Annotated in this window: 22 protein-coding genes; all 22 read left to right on the top strand. The window is 40.6% G+C overall.

Annotated features, from left to right (window positions below):
* The 22 genes from rplX (at window position 1) to truA (ending at window position 12,680) form a co-directional block, all read left to right on the top strand.
* Window positions 1–312, top strand: a complete 312-nt coding sequence (gene rplX, locus AC4J95_RS00665) for a 50S ribosomal protein L24 (RefSeq protein WP_010747208.1) — start codon at window positions 1–3, stop codon at window positions 310–312.
* Window positions 313–338: 26 nt separating this feature from the next.
* The gene (rplE, locus tag AC4J95_RS00660; RefSeq protein ID WP_010747207.1) at window positions 339–878 is read left to right on the top strand and encodes a 50S ribosomal protein L5; all 540 of its coding nucleotides are present in this window, start codon (window positions 339–341) and stop codon (window positions 876–878) included.
* A gap of 17 nt (window positions 879–895) precedes the next feature.
* Window positions 896–1,081: a type Z 30S ribosomal protein S14 gene (locus AC4J95_RS00655; protein ID WP_028020384.1), complete on the top strand. Its 186-nt coding sequence runs from the start codon at window positions 896–898 to the stop codon at window positions 1,079–1,081.
* A 32-nt stretch (window positions 1,082–1,113) separates the two neighbouring features.
* Window positions 1,114–1,512: a 30S ribosomal protein S8 gene (rpsH, locus tag AC4J95_RS00650; RefSeq protein WP_010747206.1), complete on the top strand. Its 399-nt coding sequence runs from the start codon at window positions 1,114–1,116 to the stop codon at window positions 1,510–1,512.
* Between the two features lie 31 nt (window positions 1,513–1,543).
* Window positions 1,544–2,080 (top strand): 50S ribosomal protein L6, encoded by a 537-nt coding sequence (rplF, locus tag AC4J95_RS00645; RefSeq protein ID WP_316401969.1) that lies wholly within the window; start codon window positions 1,544–1,546, stop codon window positions 2,078–2,080.
* 52 nt (window positions 2,081–2,132) lie between these two features.
* Window positions 2,133–2,489 carry a 50S ribosomal protein L18 gene (gene rplR, locus AC4J95_RS00640; RefSeq protein WP_010782050.1) on the top strand — a complete coding sequence of 119 codons (357 nt, stop codon included), beginning with the start codon at window positions 2,133–2,135 and terminating at the stop codon, window positions 2,487–2,489.
* 20 nt (window positions 2,490–2,509) lie between these two features.
* A complete protein-coding gene (gene rpsE / locus AC4J95_RS00635) occupies window positions 2,510–3,010 on the top strand; it encodes a 30S ribosomal protein S5 (RefSeq protein ID WP_316401968.1) in 501 nt (166 codons plus the stop codon).
* Window positions 3,011–3,024: 14 nt separating this feature from the next.
* Window positions 3,025–3,204 carry a 50S ribosomal protein L30 gene (rpmD, locus tag AC4J95_RS00630; RefSeq protein WP_010747202.1) on the top strand — a complete coding sequence of 60 codons (180 nt, stop codon included), beginning with the start codon at window positions 3,025–3,027 and terminating at the stop codon, window positions 3,202–3,204.
* Between the two features lie 40 nt (window positions 3,205–3,244).
* Window positions 3,245–3,685, top strand: a complete 441-nt coding sequence (gene rplO, locus AC4J95_RS00625) for a 50S ribosomal protein L15 (RefSeq protein ID WP_316401967.1) — start codon at window positions 3,245–3,247, stop codon at window positions 3,683–3,685.
* The gene (gene secY, locus AC4J95_RS00620; protein ID WP_316401966.1) at window positions 3,685–4,986 is read left to right on the top strand and encodes a preprotein translocase subunit SecY; all 1,302 of its coding nucleotides are present in this window, start codon (window positions 3,685–3,687) and stop codon (window positions 4,984–4,986) included. The genes rplO and secY overlap by 1 nt, the downstream gene beginning before the upstream one ends.
* 62 nt (window positions 4,987–5,048) lie before the next feature.
* Window positions 5,049–5,696, top strand: coding sequence for an adenylate kinase (locus tag AC4J95_RS00615; RefSeq protein WP_316401965.1), 648 nt, complete (start codon window positions 5,049–5,051; stop codon window positions 5,694–5,696).
* 174 nt (window positions 5,697–5,870) lie between these two features.
* Entirely contained in the window at window positions 5,871–6,089 is a 219-nt protein-coding gene (infA, locus tag AC4J95_RS00610) for a translation initiation factor IF-1 (protein WP_010742771.1), read from the top strand.
* Window positions 6,090–6,122: 33 nt separating this feature from the next.
* Complete coding sequence (gene rpmJ / locus AC4J95_RS00605) at window positions 6,123–6,239, top strand: 50S ribosomal protein L36 (RefSeq protein WP_010742772.1); 117 nt, start codon at window positions 6,123–6,125, stop codon at window positions 6,237–6,239.
* An 18-nt stretch (window positions 6,240–6,257) separates the two neighbouring features.
* Window positions 6,258–6,623, top strand: a complete 366-nt coding sequence (gene rpsM / locus AC4J95_RS00600) for a 30S ribosomal protein S13 (protein WP_010747198.1) — start codon at window positions 6,258–6,260, stop codon at window positions 6,621–6,623.
* Window positions 6,624–6,647: 24 nt separating this feature from the next.
* Window positions 6,648–7,037 carry a 30S ribosomal protein S11 gene (rpsK, locus tag AC4J95_RS00595; protein ID WP_016179483.1) on the top strand — a complete coding sequence of 130 codons (390 nt, stop codon included), beginning with the start codon at window positions 6,648–6,650 and terminating at the stop codon, window positions 7,035–7,037.
* Between the two features lie 79 nt (window positions 7,038–7,116).
* A complete protein-coding gene (locus AC4J95_RS00590) occupies window positions 7,117–8,055 on the top strand; it encodes a DNA-directed RNA polymerase subunit alpha (RefSeq protein WP_010747196.1) in 939 nt (312 codons plus the stop codon).
* A 27-nt stretch (window positions 8,056–8,082) separates the two neighbouring features.
* Complete coding sequence (rplQ, locus tag AC4J95_RS00585; RefSeq protein ID WP_316401964.1) at window positions 8,083–8,463, top strand: 50S ribosomal protein L17; 381 nt, start codon at window positions 8,083–8,085, stop codon at window positions 8,461–8,463.
* Between the two features lie 253 nt (window positions 8,464–8,716).
* A complete protein-coding gene (locus AC4J95_RS00580) occupies window positions 8,717–9,553 on the top strand; it encodes an energy-coupling factor ABC transporter ATP-binding protein (protein ID WP_494548200.1) in 837 nt (278 codons plus the stop codon).
* Window positions 9,529–10,398, top strand: a complete 870-nt coding sequence (locus AC4J95_RS00575) for an energy-coupling factor ABC transporter ATP-binding protein (protein ID WP_494548199.1) — start codon at window positions 9,529–9,531, stop codon at window positions 10,396–10,398. The genes AC4J95_RS00580 and AC4J95_RS00575 overlap by 25 nt, the downstream gene beginning before the upstream one ends.
* A complete protein-coding gene (locus AC4J95_RS00570) occupies window positions 10,388–11,185 on the top strand; it encodes an energy-coupling factor transporter transmembrane component T family protein (protein ID WP_494548198.1) in 798 nt (265 codons plus the stop codon). The genes AC4J95_RS00575 and AC4J95_RS00570 overlap by 11 nt, the downstream gene beginning before the upstream one ends.
* Window positions 11,186–11,315: 130 nt before the next feature.
* Window positions 11,316–11,888, top strand: a complete 573-nt coding sequence (locus tag AC4J95_RS00565; RefSeq protein ID WP_494548197.1) for a DUF6434 domain-containing protein — start codon at window positions 11,316–11,318, stop codon at window positions 11,886–11,888.
* Window positions 11,889–11,933: 45 nt separating this feature from the next.
* On the top strand, window positions 11,934–12,680 hold the full coding sequence (gene truA / locus AC4J95_RS00560; protein WP_494548196.1) for a tRNA pseudouridine(38-40) synthase TruA: 747 nt from the start codon (window positions 11,934–11,936) through the stop codon (window positions 12,678–12,680).
* The last annotated feature ends 77 nt before the right edge of the window (window positions 12,681–12,757 follow it).

The raw sequence follows: 12,757 nt of genomic DNA, 5'->3' as shown, positions 1-12,757 counted from the left end.
ATGTTCGTTAAAAAAGGCGATAAAGTAAAAGTTATCTCTGGTAAAGACAGAAATAAAGAAGGCGTAGTATTAGAAGCCCTTCCTAAAAAAGACAAAGTCGTTGTTGAAGGCGTCAATGTCGTGAAAAAACACAAAAAAGCCTCTCAAGAAGCCCCTCAAGGCGGAATCGTTGAGGTAGAAGCACCAATTCATGCATCTAATGTTATGGTGATCGACCCTTCAAATGGAGAAGCGACACGCGTTGGCTACAAAGTGGTTGACGGTAAGAAAGTCCGTGTTTCTAAAAAAACCGGCGAAGCTCTAGATAAATAATTAAACAAGGAAGGAGGATCTTATAGATGAACCGCCTAAAAGAAAAATTTGTAAGTGAAATTACACCATCTTTGATGGAAAAATTTAACTATAATTCAGTTATGGAAGTTCCTAAAGTTGAGAAAATCGTCATCAACATGGGTGTTGGTGATGCGGTATCAAACGCAAAAAACTTAGACAAAGCTGTTGAAGAATTAGCATTGATTTCTGGTCAAAAACCAATTATCACTAAAGCTAAAAAATCAATCGCTGGTTTCCGTTTACGTGAAGGAATGCCTATCGGTGCGAAAGTAACACTACGTGGAGAAAGAATGTATGAGTTCTTAGACAAATTAGTGTCTGTATCACTTCCACGTGTACGTGACTTCCACGGAGTAAGCAAAAAATCCTTTGATGGCCGTGGTAACTTTACTTTAGGTGTCAAAGAACAATTGATCTTCCCTGAAGTAGATTATGATTTAGTTGATAAAGTCCGCGGTATGGATATCGTTGTTGTAACAACTGCTAAGACAGACGAAGAATCTCGCGAATTATTAACACAACTTGGAATGCCATTCCAAAAATAATCAAGGAGGCGAAAAAATTGGCTAAAAAATCAATGATTGCTAAAAACAAACGCCCTGCAAAACATTCAACGCAAGAATATACTCGCTGCGAACGTTGCGGACGTCCACATTCAGTTTATCGTAAATTTCATCTTTGCCGTATTTGCTTCCGCGAACTTGCCTACAAAGGTCAAATTCCCGGCGTGAAGAAAGCTAGCTGGTAAAATAAACTCGCATAAAGGAGGTAAACAGTTCAATGGTCATGACAGATCCAATTGCAGATTTTCTAACTCGTATTCGTAATGCCAACATGGTAAAACACGACTCAGTAGAAGTACCTGCTTCAAAAATCAAACGTGATATCGCAGAAATCCTTAAACGTGAAGGTTTCGTACGTGATGTTGAATATATCGAAGATGACAAACAAGGCATGATCCGTGTTTTCCTTAAATACGGTAAAAATGACGAACGTGTTATCACGAACTTGAAACGTATCTCTAAACCAGGCTTGCGTGCTTATGTCAAAGCTGACGAAGTACCAAAAGTATTAAATGGTTTAGGTATCGCAATCATCTCTACTTCTGAAGGTTTAGTAACCGACAAAGAAGCAAGAGGCAAAAACGTCGGCGGCGAAGTACTAGCTTACGTTTGGTAAGAACAAACAATCCATGAGGAGGTGTCTTTAAGTGAGCCGTATTGGTAATAAATTAGTCGTTTTGCCTGCAGGAGTTGAAGTAACTCAAAATGGAAACGACGTAACTGTTAAAGGACCTAAAGGTGAATTAACGCGTACTTTTTCTTCTGATATCAAAATGAGCATCGAAGGAAATGAAGTAACATTTACTCGTCCAAATGACAGCAAAGAAATGAAAACAATCCACGGAACAACTCGTGCAAACTTCAATAACATGGTTGTTGGTGTTTCTGAAGGGTTCCAAAAAGCATTAGAATTAATCGGGGTTGGGTACCGTGCACAATTACAAGGGTCAAAACTTGTATTGAACGTTGGTTACTCACATCCAGTTGAGATGGTAGCTCCAGAAGGCGTTACAATCGAAGTTCCTTCTAACACTCAAGTAATTGTTAAAGGATCAAACAAAGAAGTAGTAGGCGAATTAGCTGCGAAAATCCGCGGAACTCGTCCTCCAGAACCTTATAAAGGCAAAGGTATCCGTTATGTTGGCGAATACGTACGTCGTAAAGAAGGTAAAACTGGTAAATAGTAGGTCGAACCTACACGCGGCTTAGGCCAGCTTAATTAAAGAGGTGACAATTGTGATTACAAAACCAGACAAGAATAAAACACGCCAAAAACGCCACATGCGCGTTCGCGGAAAAATTTCTGGTACTGCTGAGTGCCCACGCTTGAACGTTTTTCGTTCTAACAAAAACATCTACGCGCAAATTATTGATGACGTAGCGGGTGTGACGCTAGCAAGTGCCTCTGCCTTGGATAAAGAAATTTCAGGTGGAAACAAAACTGAACAAGCACAAGCTGTTGGGAAACTAGTAGCAGAACGTGCATCAGAAAAAGGAATTAAGAAAGTAGTCTTTGACCGTGGTGGATACCTTTACCATGGCCGTGTAGCAGCTTTAGCTGAAGCAGCTCGCGAAAATGGACTAGAATTTTAGGAGAAGGAGGAACACCATTCATGGTTTATATCGATCCAAAACATTTGGAATTAGAAGACCGCGTTGTAGCGATCAACCGTGTTACTAAAGTTGTTAAAGGTGGACGTCGTCTACGTTTCGCAGCATTAGTTGTTGTCGGAGACAAAAACGGTCACGTAGGCTTTGGTACTGGTAAAGCTCAAGAAGTACCTGAAGCAATTCGTAAAGCAATCGAAGACGCTAAGAAAAACCTAATCGAAGTACCAATGGTAGGAACTACGCTTCCTCACGAAGTCATTGGTGTATTCGGCGGCGGACGTATCTTAATGAAACCAGCCGTTGAAGGTTCTGGAGTTGCCGCTGGTGGACCAGTTCGTGCCGTCTTGGAATTAGCTGGGGTTGCCGATGTAACTTCTAAATCTTTAGGTTCAAACACACCAATCAACGTTGTTCGTGCAACTGTTGAAGGCTTGACTCAATTGAAAAAAGCAGAAGAAGTGGCACAATTACGTGGCATCTCTGTTGAAAACTTAGCTAATTAAGGAGGACGAATGACATGGCTGAATTAAAAATCACTTTAAAACGCAGTATTATCGGACGTCCTCAAAACCAACGTGACACTGTTAAAGCGTTGGGTCTTAAAAAAATGAACAGCACAGTTGTTAAACCTGCCAATGATGCAATCAAAGGTATGGTTAACACAGTGTCTCATTTAGTGGACGTAGAAGAAGTTTAATAGACAATGATGATTAAAATCTAAGGAGGTGCCCAATATAATGAAACTTCATGAATTACAACCTGCCGAAGGTTCACGTAAAGTTCGCAACCGCGTTGGACGTGGTACTTCATCAGGTAACGGAAAAACATCTGGACGTGGTCAAAAAGGTCAAAAGGCTCGTTCAGGCGGTGGTGTACGTTTAGGTTTTGAAGGTGGTCAAACTCCTTTATTCCGTCGTTTGCCAAAACGCGGATTTACTAACGTGAATCGTAAAGAATACGCTGTAGTCAATCTAGATGTCTTAAATCGTTTTGAAGATGGAGCTGAAGTAACACCAGTTGCTTTAGTGGAAGCTGGAATCGTGAAAAACGAAAAAGCTGGAATCAAAGTTTTAGGAAACGGATCATTAGATAAAAAACTAACCGTTAAAGCAGCAAAATTCTCTAAACATGCTCAAGAAACAATTGAAGCTGCTGGTGGTTCAATCGAGGTGATTTAATGTTCAAACTTTTAAAGGATTCATTCAAAGTTAAGAACATCCGATCACGGATATTGTTTACCGTCTTAATGCTATTAGTTTTCCGGTTAGGTGCACAGATCACTGTACCGGGAGTTGACGCGCATGGATTGCAAGGTCTGAGTGAAATGCCATTTTTCAGAATGCTGAACATGGTCAGTGGCTCAGCCATGCAAAACTTCTCGATCTTCTCAATGGGGGTTTCCCCATATATCACTGCTTCAATCGTTATTCAGTTGTTGCAGATGGATATCATTCCTAAATTTGTTGAGTGGTCAAAACAAGGGGAAGTCGGTCGTAAAAAGTTGAATCAAGCTACTCGCTATTTGACTTTAGTATTGGCTTTCATTCAGTCTGTCAGTATTACAGCAGGTTTTGATTATTTTGCACAATTTGGTTTTGTTCCAAACCGTAACGTTCAAACGTTCGTTACGATCGGTATCATTCTTACAGCTGGTACGATGTTCGTTACTTGGCTGGGAGAACAGATTACTGAAAAAGGAATCGGCAATGGCGTATCGATGATCATCTTTGCGGGGATCATTTCTCGATTACCAGAGAGTATCAAAGATATTTATGACGATTATTTTGTGAACATCGATTCTAGTGATCTTTGGAAATCAGTCATTTTTGTTGTAATTTTACTTGTCGCTATCGTGTTGATCGTCGTTTTCGTAACGTACTTCCAGCAAGCGGAAAGAAAAATTCCGATTCAATATACAAAACAAGTCGTTGGCGCTCCAACAAGTAGTTATCTACCATTAAAAGTAAATGCTGCCGGAGTTATCCCTGTTATCTTTGCCAGCTCATTCATTGCTACTCCAAATGCGGTGTTGCAAGCATTAGCTAGCAGATATCAAGCGGAAGGCTGGTACGAAATGTTAACTAAGTTATTTAGTTACAATACCGTTCCAGGTGCTGCGATTTATACTGTTCTGATCGTTGCCTTTACATTCTTCTATGCATTTGTTCAGGTTAATCCTGAAAAATTGGCAGAGAATTTACAAAAACAAGGAAGTTATATTCCTCGTGTAAGACCAGGTAAAGGAACTGAAGAATATGTTTCTGCAATTTTGATGCGCTTAAGTGTGGTCGGAGCTATTTTCTTAGGTTTGATCGCCTTGATCCCAATCATCGCGCAAATGGTTTGGAATCTGCCTCAATCAATCGGTTTGGGCGGTACTAGTCTTTTGATCGTTGTTGGTGTTGCATTAGAAACTGCAAAACAATTAGAAGGACTCATGTTGAAACGACGTTATGTCGGATTCATGGATGAAGAGTAGATTCGTGTGTTGAGGGTCTTCCTCAACGCCGTTCTCGCTTCAATTACTTAGGAGGGAAAACAATGAACCTGATCTTAATGGGACTGCCAGGGGCAGGAAAAGGAACACAAGCAGAAAGAATCGTTGCAACGTACAATATTCCACATATCAGCACGGGGGATATGTTCCGAGAAGCAATCAAAAACGAGACAACACTCGGATTGAAAGCAAAATCTTATATGGATGCAGGGGATTTGGTCCCAGACGAAGTTACTAACGGTATCGTGAAGGAACGCTTAGCTCAAAAGGACACAGATAAAGGGTTCTTATTGGACGGCTTCCCTCGTACTTTAGATCAAGCCAAAGCATTAGCTGAAATGTTAGCGGACTTGAATAAAAAGATTGATGCTGTGATTGAAATTCAAGTAGCAGAAGAAGTGTTAGTTGAACGTTTGGCAGGACGCTTCATGTGCCGCAACTGTGGTGCGACTTATCATAAAATCTTCAATCCTACAAAAGTAGAAGGTACTTGCGATCGTTGTGGCGGTCATGAGTTTTACCAACGTGAAGATGATAAGCCAGAAACAGTTAAAAACCGTTTGTCTGTGAACATCAAAAACAGCGAACCAATTTTAGCTTACTATGATGAAGAAGGTCTGTTATATCCAGTTGATGGAGATCGCGAAATTGATGCCGTATTTGCGGATGTAGAAAAGATTATCGAAAAATAATTTTGCCTGCCGACTTGAGATGCAGTTTATCTTGCCAAGTTCGATGTTTTATGATAGAATTTGTCAGTCCGACTTCTAGCTTTTAGAAGTTTAACTTTAGAATTACGGTGGGAACTGCAGTTTCCGCCATTTTATCGTGTGAAAATGCGAAACAACTACAAGGAGGTACTCTGCGTGGCAAAAGAAGATATGATTGAAATCGAAGGAACAGTCGTCGAAACTTTGCCGAATGCAATGTTTAAAGTCGAATTGGAAAATGGACACGAAGTTCTTGCACACGTATCTGGTAAAATCCGGATGTATTATATTCGAATCTTGCCTGGAGATAAGGTTACAGTAGAACTTTCTCCATATGATTTGAGCCGTGGTCGCATTACCTATCGCTTTAAGTAAGTTGTACTCCGTAAAACTTCAGGAGGTATAATCATGAAAGTAAGACCATCAGTAAAACCAATGTGTGAACATTGTAAAGTAATCCGTCGTAATGGACGCGTTATGGTGATTTGCCCAGCAAACCCAAAACATAAACAACGTCAAGGATAATTGGAGGTGTAATTAAGTATGGCTCGTATTGCAGGAGTAGATATTCCTCGTGATAAACGCGTGGTAATTTCTCTTACTTATATTTATGGTATTGGAAATACTACAGCGAAACAAATTTTGGCCGATGCAGGCGTTTCTGAAGATGTTCGTGTACGTGACTTAACTAACGAACAAACAGACGCTATCCGTGCTGAAGTTGACAAATTAAAAGTTGAAGGCGATCTTCGTCGTGAAACTAACTTAAACATCAAACGTTTGATGGAAATCGGTTCATACCGTGGAATCCGTCATCGTCGCGGCTTGCCTACACGTGGACAAAACACTAAGAACAATGCTCGTACTCGTAAAGGCCCAGCTCGCGCTATTGCTGGTAAGAAAAAATAATTAGTGAAGGAGGTATAAATCTTCATGGTAGCAAAGAAAGTCAATCGTAAACGTCGTGTGAAGAAGAATATTGAAACTGGTATTGCTCATATTCATTCGACTTTCAATAATACAATCGTCATGATTACTGATGCCAGCGGTAACGCTGTAGCATGGTCATCTGCAGGTTCATTAGGGTTTAAAGGTAGCAAGAAATCAACTCCTTTCGCTGCTCAAATGGCTGCTGAAACTGCAACAAAAGCTGCAATGGAACATGGATTGAAAAGTGTTGAAGTAACTGTTAAAGGACCTGGTTCTGGTCGTGAAGCAGCGATTCGTTCATTGCAAGCAACTGGTTTAGAAGTAACTGCAATTCGTGACGTGACTCCAGTACCTCATAATGGATGCCGCCCTCCAAAACGCCGTCGTGTTTAATGAGTGCCCAACTCTATGAGTTTTACAGGAACGTCATTGAACAAGACACTTTTCGTTTTGAAAGGGGTAAAAGACAAGAATGATTGAATTCGAAAAACCAAGAATCACAAAAATTGATGAAGACAGAGATTATGGCAAGTTCGTTGTCGAACCTTTGGAAAGAGGTTATGGAACTACTTTAGGTAATTCTCTACGTCGTATTCTACTTTCTTCTTTACCGGGCGCTGCCATTACTAATATTCAAATCGATGGGGTGTTACACGAATTTTCAACCATCAAAGGTGTAAGAGAAGACGTTGTACAAATCATCTTGAATATCAAAGGTTTAGCGTTGAAATTATTCGCGGAAGAAGAAAAAACCCTTGAGATCGATATTACTGGACCAGCTACGGTAACTGCCGGCGATATTATCGTTGACAGCGACGTTGAAATCTTGAATAAAGATATGTACATTTGTACTGTTGCTGAAGGTGCGACATTCCATGCTCGCCTAACAGTAAAACCTGGTCGAGGCTATGTTCAAGCAGACGAAAACAAAAAGGAAGATATGCCAATTGGTGTCCTTCCAGTCGATTCTATCTATACACCAGTACGCAAAGTTAACTACCAAGTTGAAAACACCCGTGTTGGTCGTCGTGATGACTTCGATAAATTAACGATGGAAATTTGGACTGACGGATCGATCATTGCTCAAGAAGCATTGAGTCTTGCGGCGAAAATTTTGACTGAACATTTAGATATTTTTGTAAATCTTACTGATGAAGCGAAAAATGCTGAAATCATGGTAGAAAAAGAAGAAACTCAAAAAGAAAAAATGTTGGAAATGACCATCGAAGAACTAGACTTGTCTGTACGTTCGTACAATTGCTTGAAACGTGCCGGAATTAATACGGTTCAAGAATTAACGAATAAGTCTGAACCTGAAATGATCAAAGTACGTAATTTAGGTCGTAAATCACTTGAAGAAGTGAAAGCTAAATTACATGATCTTGGTTTAGGACTACGTAAAGACGATTAATATTGTTGACAAAGGAGGGAAACCTACGTGAGTTACCGTAAATTAGGACGCACATCTAGCCAACGTAAGGCAATGTTGCGTGACTTAACAACTGACTTAATTATCAACGAACGTATCGTAACGACTGAAGCTCGTGCGAAAGAAGTTCGTTCAACTGCTGAAAAGATGATTACCTTAGGAAAACGCGGGGATCTTCATGCGCGTCGCCAAGCTGCTAGCTTTGTACGTAATGAAGTCGCTGATGTTCGCGAAGAAAATGAGAAAGTTGTTGTTGAATCTGCATTACAAAAATTATTCAATGACATCGCTCCTCGTTACGCTGAACGTCAAGGTGGATACACTCGTATCTTGAAAACTGAACCTCGTCGCGGCGACAACGCCCCTATGGTCGTTTTAGAACTTGTATAATAATCACTCTTCACTTTATAGATGATTCTTTTAGAGTGTTATGATGTTGGAGATTTTCTCCGAGTCTAGCTCAGCGCCGCTTCCCAGATTGACTGGGAAGCCGGCACTCATCATAAAGTGTTTTTTTATACCCAAAAATACTGTCAAGACAGATAGGTATACAAAAGCATTTTATTGAGTATCAAGGATTGATAAAGTGAAGCTTTTTTGCTAGTCTTAGTACATATTTGCAAGGAAGCGGAAAGGTGTAACCATGAAGCCAATTATTGAAATCAATCAAATTGAATTTAGTTATCAAGAAGAAGCAGCACCAGCCTTAAAAGATGTGAGCTTTTCAATTCAAAAAGGAGAATGGATCGCTATTGTCGGTCATAATGGCTCCGGAAAATCAACGTTAGCAAAAGCGATTAATGGTCTTCATTTGCCGCAAAATGGAACTGTTACGGTAGGCGGGATGGAATTATCTGAGGAAACTGTCTGGGATATTCGCCGAATGGTTGGAATGGTTTTTCAAAATCCTGATAACCAGTTCGTCGGAGCGACAGTGGAAGATGATGTGGCCTTTGGTTTGGAGAATCAAGGAATCGAACGCAGTGAAATGCAGTATCGTGTCAAAGATGCTTTGGAAAAAGTCAAAATGCAGGACTTTGCAACTCGCGAGCCTGCTCGTTTGTCTGGTGGACAAAAGCAACGGGTAGCGATTGCGGGTGTGGTTGCTTTGCGCCCAGACATTATCATTTTAGATGAGGCGACCAGTATGTTGGACCCTGAAGGTCGTGATGATGTGATCGCGACAATCAATAAAATCAAAGAAGAAAGCGATTTGACCGTTATTTCAATCACCCATGATATCGATGAAGCAGCGAGTGCAAATCGAATCTTGGTGATGAGAGACGGCAAACTGTATCAAGAAGGAACGCCAGATGAAATTTTTTCTGCTGGTCCAGAGTTAGTTTCTCTGGGGTTGGATTTGCCATTTCCTGAAAAATTAAAATCGGCATTAAAAGCTCGCGGTGTGAATGTGCCGGCGAACTATTTGGATGAGGAAGGGATGATGGACTGGTTATGGACATCCGTTTTGAAAAAGTAAGCTACGTTTATCAACCGAATACTCCCTTTGAGCAACGAGCACTTTACGATATTGATTTAAATATTAAGGAAGGTTCTTATACCGCGTTGGTGGGACATACCGGTAGTGGTAAATCGACTTTATTGCAGCATTTAAATGCTTTGTTGAAGCCAACTGATGGGCAAGTCGTGATTGGTGATCGAACCATCACACCTACGACAGATAATAAAAATTTAAAACCGGTTCGTAAAAAGGTCGGGATCGTCTTTCAATTTCCTGAAGCTCAATTATTTGAAGAAACGGTTGCGAAAGATATTGCATTTGGTCCAAAGAATTTTGGTGCCAGTGATGAAGAGGCACAGCTTTTAGCAAAAGAGAACTTGAAATTAGTGGGCATGGATGAGGAATACCTGGAGCGTTCGCCATTTGAGCTCTCAGGAGGGCAAATGCGTCGTGTAGCGATTGCTGGGGTCTTGGCTATGGAACCAGAAATTTTGGTCTTAGACGAGCCAACAGCGGGTTTAGATCCGCTAGGTCGTAAAGAAATGATGGAAATGTTCTGGCGATTACACCAAGAAAAGAATATGACGATTGTTTTAGTCACTCATTTAATGGATGATGTAGCGAATTTTGCTGATTATGTTTATGTCTTGGAAAAAGGGCGTGTAGTGAAGCATGGTGAGCCACAGTTTGTATTTGAAGATGTTGACTGGTTGAAGGAGAAGCAACTAGGTGTACCGCAAGCAACAGCCTTTGCTGAGAGAATGCAGGCTCGCGGCGCAACCTTTGACGAACTGCCATTAACAGAAAATGAATTGGCGGACTGGATCGTAAAATTTGCGGGAGGTCCTGCTCATGATGAATAAATTGATTTTTGGTCGTTATATTCCAGGCAATTCTTTGATCCATCGCTTAGATCCGCGGGCAAAATTAGTCGCTAGTTTCTATTTTATCGGTATTATTTTTTTAGCGAATAACTGGCAGAGCTATTTGTTTTTAGGCATTTTTACTCTATTTGCCGTATTTTTATCTAAGATTAATTTGAATTTTTTCTTGAAAGGTGTCAGACCGCTGATCTGGCTGATCATTTTTACGGTGGCATTGCAGATGCTGTTTACCCGTGGTGGGACTTTATATTGGTCATGGGGCGTATTCAGCCTTTCATCTTATGGGATCCAGAACGGCTTATTTATCTTCTGTCGTTTTGTCTTGATCATTTTCATGTCGACGTTGTTGACATTGACGACACCGCCTTTATCGATGTCTGATGCGATTGAATCATTATTGAATCCGTTGAAAAAGTTTCATTTACCTGTACATGAAATTGCGTTGATGTTATCGATTGCTTTACGGTTTGTACCGACTTTGATGGATGAAACGGAAAAAATCATGAATGCTCAACGTGCTCGTGGGGTCGATTTTAATGATGGTAACTTGATTCAAAAGGTCAAAGCGATTGTCCCATTGTTGATTCCGTTATTTGTCAGCAGTTTTAACCGTGCGGAAGACTTAGCAACAGCTATGGAAGCTCGCGGATATCGTGGTGGTGAAGGACGTAGTAAGTACCGTAAATTACAATGGACATCACGAGATACGATCGTCATTGGTGTTTTTGCTGTTGCAACCATTATTTTAGTTTTTTTAAGAAGTTAGAGATTGTAGACACCATCCATTTGTTTGGATGATGTCTACTTTTTTGTGTTTTTGAATAGTTCTAAAAAGAGTGTGTCTGTCGCTACTGCTTATGATAGGATAAATGGAGTAACTAAGTGGAGGATAAAAAATGACGGAGAAGCGACCGGATTTAGATGTTGGATTGAGACCAGAAACATTTAGAGAGTATTATTACTTAAAAGAAGAGCTACAAACGTTTTGTCAGGAACAGGGATTAGCTAAATCAGGAAGTAAAGCTGAACTAAATGAACGAATTGAACATTTTTTGCGAACAGGTGAAAAACTAGTAAAACCGACGAAAAAGAACAGAACTCTTCGGACTGAGGAATTGACTTTAGAAAGCATGATCGAAGAGAATATTGTTTTTTCAGAAGTTCATCGTGCTTTTTTCAAAAAGGAGTTAGGTGATTCCTTTACCTTTAAGGTAGCATTTCAGAATTGGCTGAAGCAAAATGCTGGGAAAACTTATCGTGAAGCCATTGCGATTTATCCCGAGATTGCAACTCAGAAACCAAGAAAAATTGACGCGCAGTTTGAGTACAACACGTACATTCGTGATTTTTTCGCTGACAATCAAGGGCGTTCTTTACAAGAGGCTATTACTTGTTGGAAGTATAAAAAGAGTCTGCCAGGCAGCAATAAATATCAAGTCTCGGATCTAAGCGCGTTGGATTCCGAATAAAAAGCTGGTATAATGACTAGAATTTATTTTTTGAGGAGCGAAACGATGGTTAGATACAAGGCAGTGATTGCTTATGATGGGACGAATTTTAATGGGTTTCAGCGACAGCCGAATGGACGAACGGTACAGGAGGAAGTCGAGAAGACGCTGAAAAAAATGAACAACGGATCTCCAGTAACAATTTTTGGTTCTGGCCGGACGGATGCAGGGGTCCATGCGATTGGTCAGGTAATCCACTTCGATTATCCCCAAGAACGACCATTGGAACGGATGCGTTTTGCCTTAGATACACAGACACCAGATGATATCGCGGTCTCTTCCGTTGAAATTGTGGATGATGAGTTTCATGCACGCTATCACGTAACCGAGAAGACCTATCATTTTAAGGTTCAGATTGCTAAACCACGCAGTCCTTTTCGTCGATACTATGCCGCTTATTATCCTTATCCATTAGACTTGGATTTGATCCGTCAGGCTTTGCCGGATCTGCTAGGAACTCATGATTTCACGTCCTTTTGTGCAACTGGCGGTTCGATCGAAGATAAGGTTCGGACGATCTATCAGGCGGACCTAGAAGTAAATGACGCTGGGACAGAGTTGACCTTCATTTTTCGTGGCAATGGTTTCTTATATAAGATGATTCGGATCTTAGTTGGAACATTGTTGAAAATTGGCAATGGACGTATTCCAGCAGATAGTATTCCCACTATCATTGAAGCGGAGGATCGTAATGCTGCGGGACCAACCGCTCATCCAGAAGGGCTTTATTTGGCAGAAGTAAAATATGAATAAACGAAAAAGCATCCAGCAACAGTCATTTGATTGTTGTTGGATGCTTTTTTTGTGAGTTAGGCTTTTCGCAGTTTGTT

The organism is Enterococcus sp. GPZ-007, from assembly GCF_059374735.1.
This window is presented reverse-complemented; position numbering and strand designations above follow the sequence as displayed.

Bases quoted from the DNA above. Each gene is read 5' to 3' on its own strand.
- rpsH (WP_010747206.1), top strand. From the start codon at position 1,114: ATGGTCATGACAGATCCAATTGCAGATTTTCTAACTCGTATTCGTAAT.
- rplE (WP_010747207.1), top strand. From the start codon at position 339: ATGAACCGCCTAAAAGAAAAATTTGTAAGTGAAATTACACCATCTTTG.
- rpsM (WP_010747198.1), top strand. From the start codon at position 6,258: ATGGCTCGTATTGCAGGAGTAGATATTCCTCGTGATAAACGCGTGGTA.
- AC4J95_RS00580 (WP_494548200.1), top strand. From the start codon at position 8,717: ATGAAGCCAATTATTGAAATCAATCAAATTGAATTTAGTTATCAAGAA.
- AC4J95_RS00570 (WP_494548198.1), top strand. From the start codon at position 10,388: ATGATGAATAAATTGATTTTTGGTCGTTATATTCCAGGCAATTCTTTG.
- truA (WP_494548196.1), top strand. From the start codon at position 11,934: ATGGTTAGATACAAGGCAGTGATTGCTTATGATGGGACGAATTTTAAT.
- AC4J95_RS00615 (WP_316401965.1), top strand. From the start codon at position 5,049: ATGAACCTGATCTTAATGGGACTGCCAGGGGCAGGAAAAGGAACACAA.
- secY (WP_316401966.1), top strand. From the start codon at position 3,685: ATGTTCAAACTTTTAAAGGATTCATTCAAAGTTAAGAACATCCGATCA.
- AC4J95_RS00565 (WP_494548197.1), top strand. From the start codon at position 11,316: ATGACGGAGAAGCGACCGGATTTAGATGTTGGATTGAGACCAGAAACA.
- rpsE (WP_316401968.1), top strand. From the start codon at position 2,510: ATGGTTTATATCGATCCAAAACATTTGGAATTAGAAGACCGCGTTGTA.
- rpmJ (WP_010742772.1), top strand. From the start codon at position 6,123: ATGAAAGTAAGACCATCAGTAAAACCAATGTGTGAACATTGTAAAGTA.
- rplX (WP_010747208.1), top strand. From the start codon at position 1: ATGTTCGTTAAAAAAGGCGATAAAGTAAAAGTTATCTCTGGTAAAGAC.
- rpmD (WP_010747202.1), top strand. From the start codon at position 3,025: ATGGCTGAATTAAAAATCACTTTAAAACGCAGTATTATCGGACGTCCT.
- rplO (WP_316401967.1), top strand. From the start codon at position 3,245: ATGAAACTTCATGAATTACAACCTGCCGAAGGTTCACGTAAAGTTCGC.
- rpsK (WP_016179483.1), top strand. From the start codon at position 6,648: ATGGTAGCAAAGAAAGTCAATCGTAAACGTCGTGTGAAGAAGAATATT.
- AC4J95_RS00575 (WP_494548199.1), top strand. From the start codon at position 9,529: ATGGACATCCGTTTTGAAAAAGTAAGCTACGTTTATCAACCGAATACT.
- AC4J95_RS00590 (WP_010747196.1), top strand. From the start codon at position 7,117: ATGATTGAATTCGAAAAACCAAGAATCACAAAAATTGATGAAGACAGA.